We start from the raw sequence: 23,470 nt of genomic DNA on the forward strand, positions 1-23,470 counted from the left end.
GTCCTCCGGGTTTAGGCTGAGAAATCGACAAAATGAAAATCGATCGCGTATCTGATATTCCAGCTCATCATCCGATAGGTTATATAAATGCTGTAATACAAGTGCCTTGAACATCAGTACCTTATCAAAGGGTCTTCTTCCAGCATTACTCTTTCTTGGAAGTGTGGGGATTTTATTCAAAGTACTCCGGAAGTCCTCCCAGTCAATCAACTTACGAAGAGCAACCAGTGGATCACGTTCATTTAGCTTGCGATGGCGGTCATCAAGACCGAAAAAACTCGGCTGCATTTGACAATAACCTTTACTAGTGAGCATTTAGAGGTTCCCATAAGATTGTCTGCTCAGAGTCGTACTTTATGGCCACTTGACATTTACTCTGGCTTGAGAGTATCAGCCACATCAACATAGTTCTTCATAATACTGCACAATGATTGTTTTCTATTACTTAAAGCCCACGTCACCTCATCTTTTTTCTGTTCATCATTTAAGTCCGGCATATAAGTCAATAATTTTTTGTGCAGCAAGGGAAGCCTGTACCAAGGCGCCTTAGGAAACACGTGATGGGCTGAATGATAATTAAAATTTAAAATGAAGAAATATGACCATATGGGTATTCTTCTGCAGGAGTGAGCAATTTTACACTGATGCCAATAAGGTAAAGCTTTGTCGGAAAATGACAAGAGAGGTGTTCTAGCGTGATGCGGCATATTTACTAATTCCTCAAAGAAGAAAAGTATAAAAATGGCAACAAAATAGACCATTATAAAATTCAGAAAAAAATTAAATTTAAATAAAATAACTCCTATAAAAATATAAGACATTCCGTAACAATAAATAAATTTGGAATTTTTTTGTTGTTTTTCACCTGTGGAGTCAATACTTTTATTCTGTATAGTCTCTCGCCATAATCTAATCCGATCACTCAGCGTGAATAGAGGCAACCAGCTTCGCCAAATTTTTTCCGTTTTAACTCTTTTCTCATCATCCATATCCGAAAAATATCGGATGATCGCTTTGTTAACAGGGTCATTCTCTGGGTGCCCCGCCCAAACGTGGTGCAACAAATGAGATCTTTGACGAGTTAAAAATGGAATTAGAATTAACCACCCGCATATATGGCCACACAGTCCATTTAAAAGCTTTGAATGACTTATAGAGCAATGGGTAGCTTCATGTAACAACAAATAAGCATGCAAGAAAACTATAACGAAAAAAAAGACAGCCACAACCGAAAAAAAACCACCCTTTTTTGTTAAATATAAACCGGCAGCCATTGTCAACAAATCAAACAATATAATAGTTAAGGTTGGCCAGCTCTTGCCATTTTTTGTGAATGAATTTTGACATTTAAGCCATTCTTTTTTATTCATAAGTTTACCTTTTAGACATTTTCCTAAAAAAATTATCAACACATACGGCCGAAATTTTAATTTTAATTTTAATTTTAATTTAAGGCTAGACGGAGTTTAACTCCCAAAACCTGAAAAATAAACATTAAAACCATTAGGCTTAGAGGTTGTCGATAAAATTTATAATTACATGTGGCAGATAATTTATTTTCTCGCAGGACTAAATTTTAATAACCCAACCCTCATTCACACGATAGAACATTAAGTCATGCGTTCTTTCCCACACAATTAATATCAAATTCATTGGATTGGGATGTGGCCACTATATATGCCTTCGCCTGCACATAATTACTCACACCAAAAATCAGCTTTATATATAACAAGCAATAGTAAGTTTCAAAGCCCTCAAGATAGGTAATTCCATGGTCGTTTATCTTATGATGCAAGCGACATACTTCATTACTTTTATCATCTAGTATAAGTTTTGATTGCTTTAGATACCTTGCAATGTCATTCCAACATTCACTATCTTTAAAGACCATGTTTTTCCTTAACTCTACTCCTATTTTAGATCCAAACACATCACCCACATCAAGATGCAGGCTAAAGGAGTCAACCATATTATCAAGCGGTCCAATTATTTTTTGAATATATGAGAGCGAACCAACTAATGGAATAGCGTTTAATATTTCCACAATCCCTTTTTTTCTTAAACCAAATATACATACTCGCACATCATTAATATTTCGGCTTGGGGCAATTCCAATATGCTTAATCATTGAGCCTTTGGGTAGGCAGAAGAAACATCGTTCTAAGTTGTCAAGGGCTGTTTTTGTTACGTAGGGATGGAGAACCTTGATTATTGTTTTTAAAGCGGGAATGCATTTTAATATATTTTCCTGAAAATTTTTCGATAACTGAAAGTAAATTAGCGGAAAGTCATCATTGTTCATTTTTTCTGTCATATCATACTCTAACCAGAGCAATTCAATAATGTAATCAAATTCTATGGTATCAATCCAGCTGTTCAAAAAATTTAATAAATTATTAAATAGATTTCTGTTTCTCGAGTTTAGTTTTGATTTTACAAATTTTCTCAAGGAAGTAGCCTTGTCCTTTTTTACTTTCAAACAAAAATCTGTAGCTCTATCTTTAAAGGACAATCTTGATTCAAAAATAAAGTCTTTTGATATATCTTTAGGGAAATTGCTGCTTAGGCTCCCTATTCTAAGTTTTTCTTCATAAGACAGAATATTATCACTGATAACATGTGTGTGAACATCAATCAACTCTCGAAGTGAGTCATTAATAGACCCCTTAATGTCAAATTCGCTCATCAAAAATCCTCTTCAATTTCGTTTGGCTCTGCTTAAATAAAGTGCCATTTTCAACCAAGATAACTTCTATCTCTGGCCTGAAATTTATTCCATAGACAATCTGTTCAAATTCTGGAGATAACTGTCTCAAAAAATTATTTATTTTTATTTTGGCCTCGCCCACATTAATATTTTCTGACTCCTCCACTAAGAGGATAATTTTTTCAGACAGCTTATCAATTGTATATTTGATTCTGACTTGAAATTTATCACCGATACCGGCACTTGCAATGGCATCAAAAATTTGTGAAGGATATATGCTTGCTGCACCATATTGAAATGTTTCATCTGCTCTTCCTGATATTCGACTAACAAGTGGTAAGTTAATATCGCAAGGACATTTTTTAGTAGTTGTGGATATTAGGTCTCCCATTTTGTAGCGAATAATGGGGACACTAGTTCTCCATAAATTGGTGACTATCATTTCACCTAATTCACCGTCAGATACGTGCTTCTGTGTTTGTGGATTTACTACTTCGAGAATTAAATTAGGTGAGTACCAATGCATATAACCAGATTTTCGGCTATGAGTGCACTCCGCGGCTGCAACACCAATTTCGCCACAGCCATATAAATCATATACTTCTGTACCAAATAATGTTTCGATCTTATGTCGATAAGATTCGGTAAAAGGCTCTCCAGCAAGTACAATCCTATTTAAGTCTAGCGATAAAAAATCTACGTCTTTTTTCAAGCTTTCGTAAAGAAATGAAATAAAAGAAGGATACGTCACAAGATCAGCAGGTTTAAAAAAAGTCAAGCGTTCTTTATGCCATTCCATAGGCATACGAATATCGGCCCGAATTGTTGATGCTAGCTCCTCCCCCGAGTGCTGTAAGAAGAATTGCCCTGGCCACGGTCCAAAAGGAAATAGCGAATAAATGGAACGGCTAGACCTGCCATTTTTTAAGGCGGTTGAACCAATACCTGCAAGTCGATACATCAACGCGCCTTGCTCAAAAATGATATCTCTTTCCGTATAGGATACAGGGATTATTTTGGGGCGTCCTGTAGACCCCGATGTTTCTAGGTAAGTTGCTATTTCACTGGAGTCAACTGAATAAAAGTCATTTACCCTATCTTGAGATAACTCTATAGGAGTTATGATAGGTAGTTTTACCAAGTCTTGTAATGACTGAATAGACTCTGGGGTGACGCCACTAGCCTGCATCATGGCCTTATATTTTTTGTTATTTTGGTAATGAAAAGAAACACACCTTTTTAACTTATATAGTTGCAGTCTTTTGATATAATTATTTGAAAGATACTTATATTGTTCGAGATTTTCTGTAATAGTCATAGCTATAGATTTGCTAAATGTTTGACAGTATACTCTCACGGACAAGTCTCATTCATGTATTTTTAATAAAATACACGTGGGAAAGCCATGAGTTATTCGGATGCTTTAGTCCTGCTTCAGATAATTAATTGAATAAAAGTATTTTCTGACAGGTTATGGAAGTAGGCCCCAGGTTACACAAAAAAATTTGAGAGTTTATTTTTAAGTCACTCTTGAATATATTGATTTTTATTTAGGAAAGATTCTACTAAAGTAAAGTCGTCATTAACCCGATCTAGTCCACATTTTTCATGTCAGTATGATTAAATATTCTTTCCTCATTCCATGTCTTATTCAATTGGTTTATGAATTTTGTCCGTGTTTATAGATATTCTCCTGTCGAACACCACTCCCTCCTGGCTCTTATCATTCTAAGTGGCATGAGATATTATATTAAGAGCTCTACTAGGTTTTCCGAACCCAGATGTTTCATAGCTTTCACTCGCTTCAAATAACTTGATGTTGAACCTTGTGGTACTGCCCGCAGCCATACTGGATCTCACTGATCAGAGAAGAGCCACTTCCTAGAAGGCCCTTAAATCAGTATCGGCTTAATCATAATTAGATTGTGGATTGAACCACTTGAGCAGTTAATGATTGAGGTATTTAGTTGTAACCATGAGCAATGTAGTAAAAACCACCTGCGATGCTAGCAGGTGGTTCGGAATTACGATGATCCGACCTACTGGCACGACGTCATCAAAATATCGCAGTCCAGATTCTTTGTACTTTCATTGCTGCATCAAAAGCCCACAAAAATTAAGGTTAGTATTACGGTTAACTTAATGGGCAATACACATAATGAACTAACTATAAAATATTTACTGAGTCTGCTAGCCGGGATTGCTCTATAAAATTTCTATCTTCCCGGCTTGGCGAGCAGGTAAAGAAAACCGCCCTTCTCTTTACCTCAGTTCTCTAGTGGACTACTAGTGTTTAGTGTTTAAGATTACTACCATTTAAAAACCATCGGTTTAGCTGTTTGAACTGTGAAAGGTTCCGCAAATATATTTTTACGAAGACCAAGAGATTGCTTCTGCGATGAGAGGAACTCCTCGCCCCAGCTAAGTATTAATCTGACACTGTCGGCAGCCTCCTCAAGTTCACTGGTCTCATTTGTTGTTAACTGAAGCCAGCCTGTTTGGTTTTTATTAGGTGGTACGTAGGCAGATAAGACCTTGTCAAATTCCGCGCCAGTGTGGACATGTGAAGCTATACGATATTTTACTCCCGCAGCTATAGCCGAGCGAAAATGTTTGCTTCTAGTTGGATGCATTTTCCCCTCTTTTTCGAGCTGAGCAAGCTGTGCTAAAGAGCTGGCTTCATCAACACCATAGAACCAAGAAACCCCCTTTAATATGAACTGCGGGGCACGATAAATTTCTCGCTTAACCTTTTTTATGCTTGAATGTGGCTCTGGTGGACGAAAATTCTTATCATTAACAGCTGCCTGTATTGCCTTTAACCCCTCACTCCTCTTTCTTGTAAGAAGAGCATTTGGACCAAATTCATCCCCCTGTTTGCCCAAAACAAAATTAATTTCATGCTTAAGTTCTTTATGTAGGCTTGGGTTCCCAAAAGCATGATCACACTCCTGAAGCCCACTAACGATATGCCTCCAGAGTATACGCCTAGAATCACTGGGGCTACGGTAGTATTCTTCCACTAATCCAGCAAATGCCGAAGCGGTATTGGTGTTTTCAAAAATAAGACCATCTTCCTTTAATAAATTATCTTTATCGTGCATAGCCTTCCACTTTTTTGTGACGACTCCCATCGGGTTCAGGCCGCCCGTACAAAAAACAAAGCCTTTCCCGGGGCGGATTGCATTTACCTTAGTATTATTAATAGCATCAAGTCGGTTCCGAATGGCTATATTTATTTTCCTCCATTTGTCTCTTTGCTCCGAAGTAATTTTGGGTACTACTATAAAAGCATCAAGATCTGATTGAGGGCAAGCTTCCCGTCTTGCCCCCGAGCCAGTTATACAAAATGAAAAATCAGATGGGCGACCATTAATTGCGAATTGATCCTTATATAGCCACTCCACGAACTTAATTAATTTCGATGACCAGTTGAACATCATCTGCCAAGATGAATTGCCGGAATTAAGCATGTCCCCAATTTCATTGCGTTGGCCTTCAAGGTAATCCGAGAGACAATTGTCGCAAGTTTTTGCCAAACTGCCATTTTCAATTATGCCGGGGCACAGAGGTTTTTTGTAATTACAGGACATAAATTTTCCCTAAGTTGAAAAAGATGTAATTTTCTGTGTACATACAATAGGTCATCTAAAGCTCGGATATCTATAAGTTATCCGTCAGCTCTGTGAAATGGGTAATGTCGGCAATCGCTATCTCCTGGATAGAAAACTTTTCTGAGGTAGGCAATGTGATATCACAGGTAATCACGTGATGGTACCGCTGTAATGGTTTCTGCTAATTTTTGCTTCTAGATAGAGCGGAGTACACACGGTCATTGAATTTTAAATAGCAGTCAGTAGGCACTGCGGCTCGACCATAGCTTTCCTGTAAACCTCTAAAAGTAGATTTGATAATCTGTACTTCTTGAGTTTTATCAGCGTCCCAGAAGCTCTCTTTAATATCGCGAATGATTTTTACTGGGTTGAGTACCACTGGAACTTCAATTATGTAGGTGAATTGAGATACCCTTGAGACAACTTGATCCGCTGTACTGTGAAGATCTGATGTAGGGAGATCTAACTCAATGCCCGCAGGCATAGTTTTTCTCTGGTCGATAAGCACCGGAGAAGCTTCGGGGTTGACATGGCGAGTCAGTAAACAAGCTGTTGCCCTCTTATCCGAGATCAATTCATACTCAGTAACAGAAGCCTGCAATTCTTCAAACTCTGACTTGGAGCATGCTGTGAGGCACAAGCACAACAATACTGAAACGACTTGAAAGATACTACCCAAATGAGAATCCCCTTTTTGCAATTACATATGCATGGCAACATGAGGTTCAGGTCTGACCTAAACCCATAAATAATATCCTAGACTGGCGCTGGAAACCCTGCGTGCGCTTTTTATCACAACAAAAAGCACCACACAACGAAGAAAATTGATAGACTTATTCTCGTAACTTGTAAATGAATCGACCTTTTGGCCTTAACTCAAAAAGAAGAAACGGCTCAAGAGTTGCTTGCTTTTTATTTCTGGATTCAATTTTTTCAGTGTGTTATCTAAATTTCTTAAAATCTACGAGAGGTGTGTAAGTATACAAAATTGAAAAACTCTCACTAAAAATAGTGTGAACTTTATCACATTTTTGTAGGTAAAAATAAAATTACACCGGATTACAACCAGGCTCTATTTTGCTGTGGCAGTCTGCTTTTGGCTTGGACCAGCTGTCGCTAAAAGCCAGTTCACCCCGGTTTCTTTTGGCTTTTCACATTACCTCAATAGTTCCTGGCTTCACTCTGGCCAAAACAATGTACTTGTAAAATGTAGGCTTTGCCCCTACTGCAATGTGCAGATTTCGTCAATGATATGGTTCTTTTCTTCGGTACGCATAGCTTTGTGCAATACTTTGGAATGCCCACTCATGCAACCGCGTGGCAGTGCAGCATGAAGTCCCGCTTGTGTACATTCACGGGTAAGTTTACGCTCGAACTTTGTGGGTACACCGAAGTTATGAAATATAAGCTGTCCTGAAGTGTAAGATATTCCCATGGGTGAATGGAGGCTCATAAGTTTTATTCCACTACATTTTAAGGGTTGGCCAACTTAATTAACCTTGTCCGTGGCTACCGGGTCTCTACACCCCTCATTTCATTTGTTTCGCCCCCCCTTACCGTCCGATAATTTTAAAAACAAACAACTTTCCTCAGGACTCCCGTAAAATCTTTCATCAGAAAGCCTACTCTGCACCCCATGTACACTGTACCTTCAATAAAATCCCTAAGTCAGCTGCGCTTCGCCATACTTGCCAATTTTTGACATCCTTTTAGTTTTGTGTAGAAACCCACGCACTAAGGACGCGGTTATGTGTAATCGACTTTACCCATCACGACAGTTGTGTACCATGTTACTACTAGAGTTGAAGCCGGGAGGTGAGCTCGGAGGCAGCAGCGGCTCTGACGATAGGTCGGGCCTATAAACGGGGGGTTGCCGAAACGCAGGTTTCAGCAAGGAGTGAGGGCCGAAATGGATAACTGTTTCCAGCCTGCACTTTCCCGGTTATCGAGGACCGAGTGATGGGCGCTTCAATAGGTGCCTCTCTGGCTTCCACACGTCTGCATCAGGCGTTCAATGGACTAGGTTTATTCACCAGGTCGCCGTTGTGCTCAACGCGCCCCTCCAGCTTGTGGCCCCAGATCTTGTTGATAGTGCCCAATAAATCGTACTGTCGCCAATCACAGCGATCAGTTCTCCGTCACTGGAAAATCCTGTCAACATATCGACATAGAGCTGGAGTTTGCGTCCCCACCTGGTAGCCATAGGCCTTTACTCTGATACCGGATTATCGAGAGACCAGTCATGGGTACGTTCAAAGTAGACCAATCCACCCAACACCACAATATCCTGGTTGTGTGTACTTCGGGCGGCAATGTCCGTGCGGCTTGTAGGGCAACCCGTCCAATTTGTTCTTCTGGTAACGCTGGTGGACCTTTTAGCTCTCCCTCTGCGATGCTGATGCCCCAAAACACCAGATTTATTGCTCTTATATTTACAAGGGGGTCTAATGCAGATGCTAAGGAGCCTCGTTGGACGCTGTTTGTGGAGTTTCAGGCTTGCTCGCGCAGGGGTTTTTGATAACCCCTTTTTGAAGGATAAGCGTATTTGGATAGGTGATCAATTCTTTACCTCTTTTGATAAGGACATGGAATAGTGTGATTTCCTCGATTACACCGGAAATATCATCGTCCTTGTCAATAACCCGGATTTTGTCTCCTACGCGGTAAGGGAAGCCAAAGAAAATAATCAAGCTGGCCGTTATATTGCTTAGAATCGACCACTGCGCAAAAAGAGCCACGCCAATGACTGCAAATACTGAGGATAGAAAGATGGAAATCTGAGTGTATTCAAATCCCAGGGCGGTGAATAATAAAGCTAGGTGAAATGCCAATAAAGCGATATTTATTGTCTTAGAAATGTACTTTAGGCGGTAAGGCTTGACCTCTCTAGAGCTACCAAACCTATCAATTGCTGAGGAACTCAATTTCAGGCATATAAAATATGAGGTCAAGATAAGGGCGACTATTAGGATGTTCATACTTGTTTATCTCATACGACTTCACACCCAAAGTAGTTTGAGTATAGAGCTGTTTATAATGATTGAATGGTGGCGCAGCGCCCTATCTATAAGGCCGTTATCTGCTAAGTGGGCTGGATCATAGCCCTCGGGAGTGGGGTTGCCAAGGAGATTGGAAATAACTCCTTCCATAATGGTGGTGGATTCACGGATCACCAGCCGATCATACAGAAACTAGGTTACAATATATGTTTTGCCAAGCCGTATCAATCTTGGGAGCGCAGATTGTACGAAAATACCAAGGGACTGCTGAGGCGTGTCTTCCCGATATTGCAATTATTCGGCGCTGAGTCTCGTATCTTCTACCCAAGCGACCTGCTACTTCCGAACCTAGTCACTGGTGACGACCATCCCGCGGTTCAAGAATTGGGGGAACTAGTCCTGTGGTCCGAAGGACAGGTTTGATGCAGCCCGGAGAGGCATAGACAATATGGCTAAACCGAGACCTCCTGGGAATGTTACCGGCTACTGTAAACTTGTTGGTATAAATTGATCCCTAATAGCTTGGTGGGAGAGCGGGGGGCATCGGTAGCAACAATCCCCGCAGACATGTTGTGTTTTCCGGGGATCGTATTGTCTCCCATTTTGCTAGGAAGATCGAAAATTGTAGCCGCTAGCATGCTCTTGTAAGTGCGTAGAGAAGTCTGTCACCTAGGCTCACCCCTCGTTAGAACCCAGTATTCGCTATTTACGCACTGGGCTCAAGGGAAAGCGGTACATTAACCACATTATTCAACTTGCTTTAGCAGATTGCCATGATCCCCTCTCCATCAACTTCTGCGGAAAGCCCCGTGAATCAGCAGCAGTGGTAAAGGCATGTCAGGACCTATAAAAAAAGCCCTCAATCCAAGCGCGCCTATCCTCATAAGCACAACTTAAACTACAGCTAGTTCCTCTACTGGTACTGCAAACTATCTGAACAAACACCTGAGTCTGGTATCCCTGACTTTGTTCCTGGTGATATCAAGTCTCCCACAGCCACTACGGAAAATTTGGGTGTAATAGAGTTCCCCTTGAGGCAATTAAATATGCAACATGAAGTAACTATTAGTTCGCCGAATTAGTAATGAAGTGTCTAGAAGCATTAAACCACTACAAAAAGCCTAGAGAACATCTAGGCTTTTCTCGAAAATATAAGTTATTAACTTATACAATCCATTCCTTACCCCCTAAAAGCCACTGATTTCCATCATTAAAAACAACCTCGCCTAGATACAAAAATCAATAAAATAATTTACATCATTTACAATAGAAGCCACGACGCTTAACGATATATACCCTTGCATAACTAGTTAATCTTTAACTCTAACACCGACCCATTTAAAAATAGTTTTATAGCTCCTAACTTCTCCTTGAAGCCTTCCTTCTGAATCTACTGTTGCCATCTGAAACACCTCAAACGCCCTATCAGATTTCCGACCAATTCCACAATGGGAAAATACGAAAACATCAAGCTCTGAATCGTATAATGACTTAGTTATAGAGCACTCATACCCAAATTGATCAATCATTTTAGCTTGGTCATATGATATTGAAATTTTAACTGGGTACTTTATCTGGTTCCACCAGGGAAATCCCGATTGATCTTTAAGAGTAACCTTCCAAGTTCCAATATATTTTTGGGGCATGCTAGCAAAAGAAGCATCCACATAGAAAAAACTAATAATCACAAAAAAAACTGCAAACGATTTCACAATCACTCTCCCGTATACCGCCTATAGACAATAGGCTTTTTATATTCTTTAGGGAATACATCCTCAAAATCATCCTTACTTACGCCATCATTTCTTGCTGAAATTACTTTCCCTCCCTCAACTACAATCCCGACATGCCCTGAAGCATCTGAATAGTCTCGGGCTTGGCCAACCACATCGCCTGGCTTAGGTTTATCTACTATTGTCCACCCCTGAATTTTTGCTTTTGGATTTCCCCATGTTCCAGCAGTAGGCGGCCAAGAGTTACCATGTCTATCCTTATTTAGAGATACCTTTGCACCTACATCATTAGCCATATCAGCCACAAATTTATTACATTTATAACTTTCTGCTGGGAAATTTCCCGCACGATCATCATATCCATAAGCTTCCTTATCTTTATAGGCTTTATTAGCTCTTGCAGCCAAAGCCTCACCTTTTTGAGTAGAAGATACCTCATCACAACATGTCGGCATCCCGCCCATATTGAAAAACAGAATTTCCCTCTCAGGCTGAGAAACAGTGGGTAAAACCGATTCCCCTTTCGGATCGACATAATTAATCGGGTTATTTCGTGCATAGCGATAAGGCGTCCAACGCTGCGGATCGGTAAAACGTCCCGAGTGGTTTAGCACCGGGTCCGGGCTGATAAAGGTACCAAAGTCAGACTGCAGATACCGCCTTTCGAAGTAGCCTAACCCCGTAGACTCATCCAGCTCTTTACCCGCATAGCGGTAAGGTGCTGCAGTACTGTCACCGAAAACATTTTCCAGTTCGCCGTAAGACTTATAGGTAAAGGCATTAACGATCTTGCCAGCCTTATCCAGAGTCAGGTCGGTAGAACCTACGTGTGTGTGCAGGTAATACTCAGTCGGCGTGAACACTTCCCCACTCTGGTCACTGCGGGCAATACGTTTCTGGCCAACACTGATGTACTTCAGTAATTTGCCATCACGTACTTCACTATCTCCGTCAATATACAGGGTGACACTGCGGGCTCCGCCTGCACGTTCGGTGATTTTAAAGCGGCGCTGGTGGTTAAAATCGTAACCGTACTGGTCAGCGGCTTGCTGATTACCAGCATAAGTCAGGCGCTGGTCGTGGTCCCAGTGGTAGGTCTGGTCGCCGGCTTGCGTACGATTACCGTTGTCATCGTACTCAATCAGGCCTTCAGCCCAGCTCAACGCTTGGGGGCCGGGCAGGCTGCCACGACTGCTGCGGTTGGAGGCGCCAGTGTTGTTATTGTCATTGCTGCCGCCGTAACGCAGATCTGTGATCTGGGTATTTCCAGCGGTGGCCATATCTGCCAGGTCGACACTCGCGCGGCCCACTTGCAGCAGGTTGCCGATTTTGTCGTAGCTGTAATAAACCTGCTCGATATCATCGGCAACGCCGGTCAGGCGATAAACATCGTCGTAGCTGTAGACAATATTTTTTGCCAGCGATGCTGCCTGGGCACTGGTTGCACCGAGTTCGGCAGCCATTGCGGCGAGGGCGTCGCTGGGGCGTTTATCGTCGATACCGAGTACATTCGAGACAGCATCAAAACGGTAATCCCACTGTTGCAGTGGCAGGGCGTCCCCGCTGCGCTGGGTGCGCAAGCCAGCCAGTCGCTGGCGCTCGTCAAAGCCCCAGTCAGTTTCAACACCATTGGCCAGCCCTTGGTGTTGCAAAACCCCATTGGCGGTATAGTCCAGGCGTTCTACCACTCCCGGAATGCGCTCGAGCAGGCCGCGGGCGTTGTATTCAAAGTTCACCCGGCTATTGTCGGGGTAGAACTGCTGTGTCATACGCCCGGCGCTGTCATAGGCGAAGCGCGAGGTATAGAGGGGGCTGTCAATTTGTGGGCCGGTGATCTTGCGCTGGCGCTGTACGACTCTGCCGCGCGCGTCATAACTCCACTGTTCAAAGCCGGCTTGGTCGGTCACTTTGGCCAGGCGCCCAAGCAGGAAGGCACCGCCCTCTTCGCCGCGCTGGTCGTACTGGTAGCTGACTACCGGTGAGGTAGAGCCCATCTGTAAGTCCGGTTGCCAATTTGCGCCGCTGGGAGATTCTCCTCGCGGTGATAATTGATACTCGGCAAAGAGACGGTTGGCACCGTCGTAGCGATAGTGCCGCTCCTGCCCCAGGGCATCACGGGTAGCCAGCAGGTTGCCGGCATCGTCATAGTATTGCCAGCGCTGTCCGCGATTGGGGTCGTCCAAGAAGCGCATGCGCCCCAGGTCGTCGTAGTGCATGGTGCGCACATTATTTTGCGCGTCCTGCAGGCGGGTAAAATTATTATTGAGGTCGTAGTCGTAATAGGTGGACCAGGTGGCGCCACCGATACCGCCCTGAGTATTGGCTCCAACAATTTCATCGACTTGTCTCAGGCGGTATTCGCCCTGTGCCGTTTGCAGGCCATCAAATACCAGTTTTTTGGCGGCGCCGTTGTGAACGCTGTTCGCGCGGGTTTGCTCTTCATCTTCCAGCACCTGTGCCATGGGCAGGTAGGTGATACGGCTGAAGACACTTTCCCCACTTTGTGCGGTGTAAGGCTGGTAGATCTCCTGGGCTCGCCCTTGGGCGTCGTAAAGATATTGTCGGTGGTGCTGACCTTTATCATTGGCGCGGTAGGCGAGACCCTGGGCAAAGTAAGGCAGCGCGGTCTGTACTACTTGGCCTCGCGCATTAAAGTCACTGTGATCGCTGACTACAACCTGTCCCGGCTGCTCGGCTTCACTACGCACCATCAGGGTACGACCCAGGCCGTCGTAAAAACGGCGGGTGTCGATGGTGCCGCCGGCCCCACTCTGTTCGCGCTGGCGTGTCTCTACCCAGCTGATGCGGTGGCCATCCACCATTTGCGCCAGTTGATAATCGTACTCGACCGTGGGGAGTTGTAGGCTGTCCCCCGCTTCGGCCACTGCAGTGAGGCGCCCGTGGCTGTCGTAATCATATTGAGTCTGTTGTCCGTTAAAGTCGGTGTAGTCGGTAAGTACACCCAGACCTTTGTCGTAGCTCGCACTAGCGGTGAGCCAGCGACTGCCGGTATGCAAACTCACTTCCGTGGGGAAGGTATGATATTGCGGGTCGTAAGTGACTTTGGTTTGGTGGCCTGTGTTGGAGTCCCACAGGGGGTCGTAACTTTGAATGCGGTTACCAAAAGCATCGTAGTGGTGACGCTCTGCGGCAACATAGGCATCTGCGCTCTCGGCATCGTGCCAGAGTCGGCGCAGGGTCAGGTTGCCCTTGGAGACTGCACCTAAGTTGCCAGCGGAGAAGCTTTCATCGTCGTAGAACCACTGCTCTTTGGCCACAGCGCGGCCCGACAGGTCGGTAACCTTGCGCTCTAGCGGCAGGTGCAGGAACCAGTGGCCCTGTGCAGAGGCGGATTCCGCGCTGAAGCGCAATTGGGTAATACGCTCGTCCTGCCAGTTGCCGTCAGTACGGCCCAGCTCTTTAATATAAGTGGTATTGCCGTAATTATCGTAGTCGTATTCCCAGGCAAGGGTCACGGGGGTACCGCTGCCCCGCTCCAGCAGGTGTTGCTGGCGTTCAGTCATAGCCGCAAACTCTACCCTGCGGTTTTCCTCAGCATAACCGGACAGCAGATGACGCAGCTCCCACTGATTTTCCTCGCGCGAGAAAATTCCGCCGAAGGCATCGCGGGTTTCTATTTGTTTGATCTTGCCTTGCAGGGCTTCCTGTTCGGTGCCATCGGCATTTTGGCCCAGGTGGAATTCGTAGCGGGTTGCCAGTGTCGGGGTGCTGGCATCTCCCATACGGCGCTCTTCACTGTGCGCAAAACCCTGGAATTCTTTATCGGCGGCATCGTAAAAGCCGTCCCAATAATCCATCTCGGTGGTTTGCGGTTCGCCACCGCGGCCATCATCCACAACAATCCGCTTTAGCACCTGCATCGCCACGGGAATACCCTGTGGCCAGGGGCTGTTAGCCTCGCGGTCTCTCACCATCTCTTCGACAACAGAACCGTACTCCAGGGTCGTCAGTGCACCCAGGCCATTGTCGATACTTTTTAGCTGGTTCGGTTGCTCATTGGGGAACAGTTCGGCGAAGTAAAAGGTATTGTCACCGCGGCCGGGACTATACCAAACAATATCCGTGGAGCCATTGCCATTGATATCGACCAGGCGCACCTCTTCGGGAGCAACATTGCCTTGGGCCTGGATCAGTTGTGGCTGGCTAAATTGTGCCTGTTGATGTTGGTTGCTGTTCAGGCCCTGATTCAGCCAGATAGAAACATGGGTTCCATTGAGATATACCAGGTCAGCGCGGCCGTCGGCATTGATATCGGTAACACGGACATTGTTGAGGTCGTGTAGCGTGCCGGGACTGTTGTCAAATACGACGGCAGGTGCAAAGCCCTGCAGACCGCGGTTGGCAAAATAAGCAACATAACCGTTGCCAACCCATACCAGATCCGCCATACCATCGCCGTTCATATCCCGGAGAAATACGTTGGGATCCCCCAGGCGCATAGCCGCGGTACCCGCTGCCATAGGTAATTGAATAGGCTGCGACCAGCCATCGGCATGGTTTAGCTGCACCACATGGGATAAAACTTTACCGCTGCTGTTCACTATCGTTGCAAAGACATCAACACGCTTGTCGTTATTAATATCCAGCATATCCACATGGGGGCCATCAAGGGGGATTTGCAGCCCATCTATAGCGCCGCTGTACTGCCAACTATGATCATTATCCAGGTGGAAATAGTGTGTACTGCCCGAGCCATACTGCAGCATATTCACTGCACCATTACCGTCGATATCAGCCCAGGTGACGGCATCATAGGAAATACGGCTGGTGGAGAAAGTATCCATTTCGCGATAACTCTGCCATTGCGGCAGGCCATCGTCCCCTGGACCTAGGTTGAGCCAGTAGACGTCTTTATTCGGTGCGGTGTTAATAACATCTGGCAGTCCATCGCGGTTCATATCCAGAAAAGCCACATCGGCATTGCCCAACGGCACTTGACTTGCCGTCGGTATCGGTGACATAAACACTTGGTCCTGCTGGTAGTGCGTGTAGTCATAACGCACTGGTGGCAGTGTTATCGCCGACTCGCTCTCACCTGCACTCGAGCTGACCTCTTCCAATAAAGAGAGGTTTTGCCATTCGGTGAGGGGGTGATAAGTAAATTCATAGTTGCGTAAGTGGCGCCCGGCAAATTGTGTTTCCACGCGCTGCAGGCGATAAGCGGTTTTGATTTCAAAACCCGCTTTATAATTTGTCAGGATGTCAGGGCGCTCCTCATAGTGGAAGTGCACCGCCATATCGCCATTCGTATTATATTTAATGGTATCCAGATAAATCTGTACACCATCATCCAGCTTGCGATATTGATAGTCGATACGATTACCATGGGTATCTTCTATCGCCTCTAGGTACCAAGAAAATACCGATGCACCGTTATTACCACTGACTTGACTATTGGAGTCTTGTCCTAAATACCAGCGCAGGCCGTTGGACTGGGTCACCAGCCAACCCTTTGACAGACGCTCATAGCGCGCAAAATCGCTGGCATTTTTGGTGCGGTAAACACCGTCTTCTACCAACACCAGTTCTTCACCCCGATGGTTGATAAAAGTATCAAACTCATCAAATTCATCGGTGCGGCCATCCCAGTCATTATCCTGCTGATCAGCACGGCCCCACTCTGAATAATTGGGCAAGCCCTTATCAGTTTGACGTTGGATATAGGGAATAACCAGTTTATGCCCCAGTCCCAGTAACCCGTTACCAAATCCGCTGTTGTATTCCAGTGATACATCTGGAGCCAGTCCATTGCGCCCGGGGGGTACAGCCAGGTTCATCAGACGCGAACTAGTGCCGGTATTTAAATTAGGAGTAAAAGCTTCACCGAGCCCGGAAATACTTCCTGGGCCTGTCGGCAGATTGAGAACGGGCGCTTGCATAGCGGTATGTTCATCTGCAGCGATAACCGCCGTAGATGATGCAAGTAGGCAGCAAGACAGCAATAATTTGCGCAGCATAAGCATCCTTGTTTTAGAGAGAAGTGCTTTATAAAAAACACCTTAAGGACTTAATAATTTTTTCTTTATAAACAAATACTGATTAAATTCAGTAACCCCTCTGTAAATAGAGGAGCAATCCAGCAGCATCAATGCCACTGGATTGCCAAGAAAGTTATCTATTTTTTAGAAGTTAGACTAATAGGATTAGTGAGTTTCTGGTTGCTTCCGTAGTAACAGTGGTCCACCACCATTATCACCACCGCAAGTGTCAATGTTTCTTGACTTGAAACGATGATTAAAGATCAATTCAATATCTTTAACCGCATCAAGGTCCACCAGCGAACCAAAGCGGTCTGCCAATTTAATTGACAAGCGCCAGCCAGTAGCAGCGACACTACGCTCTTTAAAGACACTGGTAATCGTAGAACTGGAGCCTGCTCCACTATTAAACATATCCAGATTTGCAGCCATAGGTACACGATAGCTATTACGGAAAGCCAGGCTAGCCCCATCAACGGTATCCCAGAAACGTGCGCTGTAAGTAATCAACTCATCTTTGATACCTACACCATCTGCCGTCTCCACCAAGGTGCCAGGCGTTTTACTGCGCACAAAGCTGGTACCACCATAGGTTAGGTAAGCCGGTGTTTCTGTTTCACCACTGACGTTGTACAGCAGGGGAATATTGAGCCCAATGGTTTCAATTTTATCCAGATAGGACCCACCCGCCGCAAGACAAGACAGATCTCCGTTATCCGCAATAACCGGACCCAGGAAGAAGTTACTACGCGGCAATTCCTTCACCGTACTGAATTCCACAGTTAACCAGGTATCGGTGCCGAAAGAGCGCGATAATAATCGCAGCTTTTCCTGGAAGGCATCCTGCGGGTTCAATTCTGGACCGCCTTGTTGATCAGGATCTGGATGCGCATAGGTTTGTGGAATACCACTGATATCATCCACATAACCGAAAACATCATCCTTTAAAGAGAATGTGTCTGTCGCTTGCTGGGTGCCATTTAAGTTACGCAACTGATCAAAAGATGCCATCTCGCTGAAGAAATCCCTCAGTTCCTCAGTATTGCGCAACTGGAAAATAGCTTCTTTTCTAGAACCACTAACCGGCCCAATAAAAGATTCCTGCCACTTGTACTCCAACGCACTAGCTGCATAGAACAACCATTTTTGTGCTTCTTCAAAGTGACGTTCCGCACGCAGCATTTCTGTGGTCAAGCGACTGGCGTGAATCGGGTCAGCAAAATAACGCTCTGCCAAGTTAGCGTTGGTGGTGAACATCTGGTTCATAACCCGCTGTGCCTGATTAAGCATACCGATCAGACGCTCGACTTCCTGCTCTACGGTCGCTTCTGCCTGAGCAATATCCAGAGCGATGGTATTCGCTTCCAGCCACATGGTGCGCACGCGTGCACGGCTTTCCACATCAAGCAGTTTATTCGTGCTGTCATTCAGCTTGGCTCGCTCCTCTGCGCCCAAGCGAATGCTCAGCGCTTCCAGTTTACCAACCTCTTTAATACTCTTGAGATTCTTATGGCTGGAAACCACCTGACCGATACCCTGCTTCAGAGTGCTTGTATCCCCGGTGAAATACGCTTTGATCGCACCACCCACCACTTTCAGGAAGCCACCCCGCTTTCTGGATTTCTCCGCTTCTTCACGAATATTGGTGATCTGCTTCGAAACTGATTCCTGCTTCGAGCCATAATCCAGAATAATCTTCGACATGCCGTCGACGATACCCTCTTCTTCCGCGCGTCGCTGAATTTCGATTTCGATCGCACTCAGCAGATTTTCCATGCGCTGCAAATTGTTACTCAGCGCAATTTCCGCGAGTTCAATATTATTTGCCTGCAGTGCAATCTCACTGCCTTGCTGCGCGGACTCTTCAACAATAATGCAATCCTGGTTAAAGCAATTGCTCGGGAATTCCAAGCCCAGCAAGCTGTACAACCAATTGCCCAACTGCTGGTGGCGATCAGTATATTCCGTAGCCAGCTTGTCAGCGCTGTGACGATAGTTCTCATAGCTGGTTTTCGCAGCTACCAAACTGTTTTGCGCTGTCGCTATAGGACCACTGCTTTCGTTGCCGAGGAAGTCATTCAGGGCATCGAAGGAGTCAAACACTGTATTGCCATCAATACCGTAGCCCTGTACCAACAACACGGCATCCTGGGGCAGGCCCAGAATATTGGTTTCACCAGTGAGCCAGCTCACTGAGTTTTCCAAATCGCTGATGTGGGTGCTCCATTCGGATACAGCTTCAGGCAGGCCAGAAAAACCTTGTACCTGGGTGAAGTCGACATTCGGGAAGATGGCTCGCAACGATGCCTCTTTGGCAATCAGCTCACTGCGCAGCGTGTCCATCTCGTCAACCATCTGCGCCAACAAGGTGGTATTGGTCTGTCCGGCTACGACGGCCAAACGCGCTTGCTGCACTTTTGTAGAGGCCAACTTGCTCATCAGCTGATAGAGCATGGTGACATCTTTGTAACCGGTGAAAAGTAATTCTGCCGGGGTTACATCTTTTTGGGCCAGGTCGTTGGGGTCATAGTAACGAGGACTAATTTGACCACGGGAAGGGCCCCACTGCGCTATAAACTCCGGTGCATAAGTCAGCAGGGAGTTGTATTGCTCCAGGGCGTCTTTCAACAACTGGTGTGCGGTTTCTATATGACCAACTTCAACCTCCACCGCTTCGTTACGCAGGCGGCTGATACGGGCATTATCCAGGGCTTCATTGGCCAGGATCATTTCCGCTACCGCGCGATCGTAGTAAACATCCAGCGTGAAACGCTGCAGGTTTTCATTGTTGGGGTGGTCGGTCAGCTGCTCAAAAATAAACGCTTCCACATCGGTGGCGAGGTTACGCTCGGCAGCGTCATACAGGCTGGAAAATTCAACCGTGGCTTCACCACTGGCATAAGGGTTGATGACCGTATTGGTGTCAGTATCAACGATATACATCAAGTCCAGGTAGCGGAAGGCCGCTTTATCCCGGGAGAAAATACCCTGAGTCGGATTATGTTGATCTGCCGGTACCTGATCTGCCTCATTGTAATAGAGCTGCTTACGGATCTGTACCGTTGGATCAACTTCAACAGTAACTGTAAAAGTGCCACTGAAGTCGGATGAACCTGCCTTGTTAGCAGCTTGGACACGATAATCGTGAGTACCGTATACGAGTGGAGAGGCGTTGTAGTCATAAACATTACCAGAGCCCGAGTATACAGTTTGCCAAGCCGACTCACTGTTACTATTAATACGTTGCTGCAACAGGTAGCTATCGGCGTTATCGACCGATGGCCAGTTCACTGTATAACCCTCACCAGTAGAAGAAGGCAAAGTGATATAGTCTGGTACTACTGGCGGTTGTAGTATGGCAACGGTAGAGCAGTCTTGCGGAGAATAACTGGACTGATCGCTAGAGGTCAGTGCTCGAACCTTGTAGCAGTACTGTCCATTACTCAAGTTTGTGATAGTGAATTTGAGATCAGTACCAAGATAAATTTGCTTACCAGTATTATCCAGCACCTCATATTTAACTTCGAGGCCGCCTTTATCCACTTTTCCCCAATTCAGGGTAAGCTTTCCTTTCCAGCTCTCCGCTGAATCTATTGACAATACCGGCACACCTACGTTGCGATCGACCTTAACTGTTACCAGTGAGGAGTAATCGGAACAGGCATATTTATTTTCGTTACAGGCGCGCACCTTATAGCTGTATGTACCATTATTAATATCGGTAAAGCTCTTACTCAGGCCCGAGCCACTATAAATAGATGAACCGTTAGCGTCCAAAACCTGATAGATAGCGGCAAATTGCATGGCATTCCAGCTCAGTGTGTATTTACCATCTGGGCTGTTCTTTGTGGATAGGCTGGGAGTAGGTACTCCAGGGCGATAAGAGACAATCAGATCCCCTCCTTCACGATAACCAGAGCAGGTAGTATTACAAGCACGCACTCTGTATCGGTAGTTACTTCCATGACTCAAAGAAGAAACAGTACTGCTGGTAGCGGAACCTGAATAAATATTACCAGACCAGCTACCATTATCCTTGCGCTGCTGTAATTCATAACGAGTGGCCCCGCTACTGGCAGACCAGCTTAGATTTGCACTGCTAGAGGGTGTATAGCTGGGTACACTGATGGAGGATGGAACCGGTGGGGCATGCTCTACCTTAATAGTTCCGCCGGTCTTGTAACCACTACATATGTTAGAAACACAAGCGCGTACACGATACTGGTAGTTGCCAGTGGAGCGGCCGCTTTCAGAGAAGCTAGTCCCTGATGAATTGTAAACTCTACTCCAAGAACCACCATTCAGGCTGCGGTAAAGCTCATATATGCTTGCATGAGTAACTGAGGACCAGCTAATCGAGTAGGCTCCATCACTATCGAAAGAGGTATAACTAATACTGGAAGGCACCGGCAGCTGAGTTACCACATTAACAGTATGTGTAGCGATGACAGTTTTATATTCTATAGTATCCCCGCTACATAGCTCGGGAGCTTTCAAAGCAGCCCGGTTAAAATCGTCGTCTGGGATACACTCCTCAAACTCATGCCAGTAATCATAACGATAGGTACCAGCAGAAAGCCCAGATATCGAAATAAATTCATTAGACGTTCCCCATGAATTCAGGGATAAAGTTCGTACATAGTTACCATTTTTATACTCTTTCAAATATGTTCGATCAAAAAAACCTGTAGCAACTATCGGCATATACTCCAAAGAATAGTTCCCATCAGTATCCACACTAGGACCATCCAGGTAATCTCCATATGCGACTGCACTAGCAAAAAGTAGCTGCAGCACAAGTAAGTTACGAATATAAGTAAACATTTATCAAACCAAGTTATTATAATTTATCTAGCCAAAATACTGATAAGCATCAGCATTAAACCCAAAACGTTTCAAAATCGCTTGTAAAATAATTAATACTCTCCAAACACCTCCCGCTGAAAACATATTTAATTTCAGAACCGTAAAACCTTGAACACTCACAAAGAGAAACCACAAGAATTAGAGGCACGCAAGAATATAAGCAACTTTTACGGCCAAGTCGCCAAATACATTCTTACAGAAAATTACATTTCTTAAATACAGTACTAATTTTTAACTATCATTCCGTTGATAAAAAATATTCCAATTAAGTGCAATTGAAGGAAAACCTTATAAAGAGCAATGAGATCAATCTCACCTCCAAGCAGATTAACCTTCAGAAATTTTGAAACTTTAGTGCTAAAACTATAATTTATTCTTTAATATCATCTTAAGTGTCATAAAAAACATTCCATATGATTGCTTATAGATGATTGACCAGTGAATTTTATTTTTATATTGATCAATCATCCCCATCTTCCATCAAGGTGTTTTGCTGCATCCGTGCCAGATAAGAGCGCTTTTCCAATGCTCTAATTGCATCGCCAAGCAACTCAGGTAGGGACACTGAAAGCTCGGCGTTAAGGGATTTCTCTGCTTCCAATGTGGCCACCCATTGCTGCCTCAACCCAGGTATTAAAGCGCTACCTTTGCGAGTCAACCGAATTTTGCGCTCTCTCGCATCTTCACCTGATGACACTCGTACCAATCCTTGCTTAATCATATCCTTCACAGTTTGACTTACTGCCGGCTGAGATATATTTGTGCTTGCCACCACCTCAGAAATGGTGACATCTCCCTTGTGCATAAGTGCGCGCATTACAGGAGTGTAACGGGGCTTGTAATTGCCCAAGCCGCATTTTTTGTAGCTTTCAGCAACATCGCCATCCAGCAATTCGAGCAGATGACGAAGTTGGGTACCAAGCTGGCTGTACTTCATAATATAAGATATCCATAAATGCTTATATAAGCAACTATATAACAGGAAATAAAAATTTTAAATATCTTACCTTCGACCAAAGATAAAGTTGGGACAAAAGCACCAAATACTGTGAGCATTGAATACTAAGACTCTACAAGGCGTCCATCAGGGCGGGCAGATAGTTCCACTGTGCTTTATACTGAATTGATTCATTTCGGAAGTGGGATACTACACGCTCGAGCTTCTTTTGTAACATCTCAAAGGATATGGAAGTTCGCTTCTCTCTAAAGAAACAACCTCTTTAGATTGCTCACTCTTTATGAGACCTAAATGGTCAATTGGCAACAGTTCATCAATTGATGGGCTATTAGTCGTCCATAGAGCCTGAGAGTTATCGGCTTCAGATTGCTCGATAAATACTTTAATTAACTTCCTTTGGTGACTAGGAAGCTATGATATTTTCGGTTCTTCGATCGCATAGATTAGATCAGGGACATTTTTAGAAACCCGCCAGGCGGGCCTATGAACAAAACCCTAAAGCTGTTAAAAAATGAATGGAGGAAGATTGCACAGGCATTAAACAGCGAGCGAAACAGGAAGGCGCAGAGATTTACTGGGGCGATGAAACAGGCA

13 protein-coding genes and 1 pseudogene are annotated in these 23,470 nt (G+C 44.8%); 2 read left to right on the top strand and 12 right to left on the bottom strand.

Annotation, left to right across the window (positions count from 1 at the left end):
- From ACCI49_RS19175 to ACCI49_RS19205, 7 genes are all read right to left on the bottom strand, one after another.
- A partial coding sequence (locus ACCI49_RS19175) for a transposase (protein WP_371838736.1) occupies positions 1-288 on the bottom strand: 288 nt, incomplete at its 3' end.
- Between the two features lie 83 nt (positions 289-371).
- On the bottom strand, positions 372-1,370 hold the full coding sequence (locus ACCI49_RS19180; RefSeq protein ID WP_371840776.1) for a fatty acid desaturase: 999 nt from the start codon (positions 1,368-1,370) through the stop codon (positions 372-374).
- Between the two features lie 245 nt (positions 1,371-1,615).
- Positions 1,616-2,686 (bottom strand): hypothetical protein, encoded by a 1,071-nt coding sequence (locus tag ACCI49_RS19185; RefSeq protein WP_371840778.1) that lies wholly within the window; start codon positions 2,684-2,686, stop codon positions 1,616-1,618.
- On the bottom strand, positions 2,673-4,025 hold the full coding sequence (locus tag ACCI49_RS19190) for a phenylacetate--CoA ligase family protein (RefSeq protein ID WP_371840779.1): 1,353 nt from the start codon (positions 4,023-4,025) through the stop codon (positions 2,673-2,675). The genes ACCI49_RS19185 and ACCI49_RS19190 overlap by 14 nt, the downstream gene beginning before the upstream one ends.
- A 991-nt stretch (positions 4,026-5,016) precedes the next feature.
- Positions 5,017-6,300 (bottom strand): DUF294 nucleotidyltransferase-like domain-containing protein, encoded by a 1,284-nt coding sequence (locus tag ACCI49_RS19195; RefSeq protein ID WP_371840780.1) that lies wholly within the window; start codon positions 6,298-6,300, stop codon positions 5,017-5,019.
- 202 nt (positions 6,301-6,502) lie between these two features.
- Positions 6,503-7,021: a hypothetical protein gene (locus tag ACCI49_RS19200; protein ID WP_371840781.1), complete on the bottom strand. Its 519-nt coding sequence runs from the start codon at positions 7,019-7,021 to the stop codon at positions 6,503-6,505.
- Positions 7,022-8,777: 1,756 nt separating this feature from the next.
- A complete protein-coding gene (locus ACCI49_RS19205; protein ID WP_371840783.1) occupies positions 8,778-9,299 on the bottom strand; it encodes a mechanosensitive ion channel domain-containing protein in 522 nt (173 codons plus the stop codon).
- 264 nt (positions 9,300-9,563) lie between these two features.
- On the opposite strand from ACCI49_RS19205, the gene ACCI49_RS19210 reads away from it, so the two are divergent.
- Entirely contained in the window at positions 9,564-9,743 is a 180-nt protein-coding gene (locus tag ACCI49_RS19210; protein WP_371840784.1) for an NADPH-dependent FMN reductase family protein, read from the top strand.
- 887 nt (positions 9,744-10,630) lie between these two features.
- On the opposite strand, the gene ACCI49_RS19215 is transcribed toward ACCI49_RS19210, so the two are convergent.
- The 5 genes from ACCI49_RS19215 to ACCI49_RS19235 form a co-directional block, all read right to left on the bottom strand.
- Positions 10,631-11,032, bottom strand: a complete 402-nt coding sequence (locus ACCI49_RS19215; protein WP_371840785.1) for a hypothetical protein — start codon at positions 11,030-11,032, stop codon at positions 10,631-10,633.
- 2 nt (positions 11,033-11,034) lie between these two features.
- Positions 11,035-17,031 (bottom strand): toxin TcdB middle/N-terminal domain-containing protein, encoded by a 5,997-nt coding sequence (locus ACCI49_RS19220; RefSeq protein WP_371840786.1) that lies wholly within the window; start codon positions 17,029-17,031, stop codon positions 11,035-11,037.
- A gap of 186 nt (positions 17,032-17,217) precedes the next feature.
- Positions 17,218-21,876 (bottom strand): fibronectin type III domain-containing protein, encoded by a 4,659-nt coding sequence (locus ACCI49_RS19225; protein ID WP_371840788.1) that lies wholly within the window; start codon positions 21,874-21,876, stop codon positions 17,218-17,220.
- Positions 21,877-21,903: 27 nt separating this feature from the next.
- A complete protein-coding gene (locus tag ACCI49_RS19230; protein WP_371840789.1) occupies positions 21,904-22,038 on the bottom strand; it encodes a hypothetical protein in 135 nt (44 codons plus the stop codon).
- Between the two features lie 340 nt (positions 22,039-22,378).
- Positions 22,379-22,855, bottom strand: a complete 477-nt coding sequence (locus ACCI49_RS19235; RefSeq protein WP_371840790.1) for a MarR family winged helix-turn-helix transcriptional regulator — start codon at positions 22,853-22,855, stop codon at positions 22,379-22,381.
- Positions 22,856-23,340: 485 nt separating this feature from the next.
- On the opposite strand from ACCI49_RS19235, the pseudogene ACCI49_RS19240 reads away from it, so the two are divergent.
- Positions 23,341-23,470, top strand: a pseudogene (locus tag ACCI49_RS19240) (IS630 family transposase); the annotation flags it as partial.

Source organism: Microbulbifer epialgicus (assembly GCF_041447265.1).
GTDB lineage: Bacteria > Pseudomonadota > Gammaproteobacteria > Pseudomonadales > Cellvibrionaceae > Microbulbifer > Microbulbifer epialgicus.

Coding starts and splice junctions, on each gene's coding strand:
- ACCI49_RS19180 (WP_371840776.1), bottom strand. CDS start 1,370: ATGAATAAAAAAGAATGGCTTAAATGTCAAAATTCATTCACAAAAAAT.
- ACCI49_RS19185 (WP_371840778.1), bottom strand. CDS start 2,686: ATGAGCGAATTTGACATTAAGGGGTCTATTAATGACTCACTTCGAGAG.
- ACCI49_RS19190 (WP_371840779.1), bottom strand. CDS start 4,025: ATGACTATTACAGAAAATCTCGAACAATATAAGTATCTTTCAAATAAT.
- ACCI49_RS19195 (WP_371840780.1), bottom strand. CDS start 6,300: ATGTCCTGTAATTACAAAAAACCTCTGTGCCCCGGCATAATTGAAAAT.
- ACCI49_RS19205 (WP_371840783.1), bottom strand. CDS start 9,299: ATGAACATCCTAATAGTCGCCCTTATCTTGACCTCATATTTTATATGC.
- ACCI49_RS19220 (WP_371840786.1), bottom strand. CDS start 17,031: ATGCTGCGCAAATTATTGCTGTCTTGCTGCCTACTTGCATCATCTACG.
- ACCI49_RS19225 (WP_371840788.1), bottom strand. CDS start 21,876: ATGTTTACTTATATTCGTAACTTACTTGTGCTGCAGCTACTTTTTGCT.
- ACCI49_RS19235 (WP_371840790.1), bottom strand. CDS start 22,855: ATGAAGTACAGCCAGCTTGGTACCCAACTTCGTCATCTGCTCGAATTG.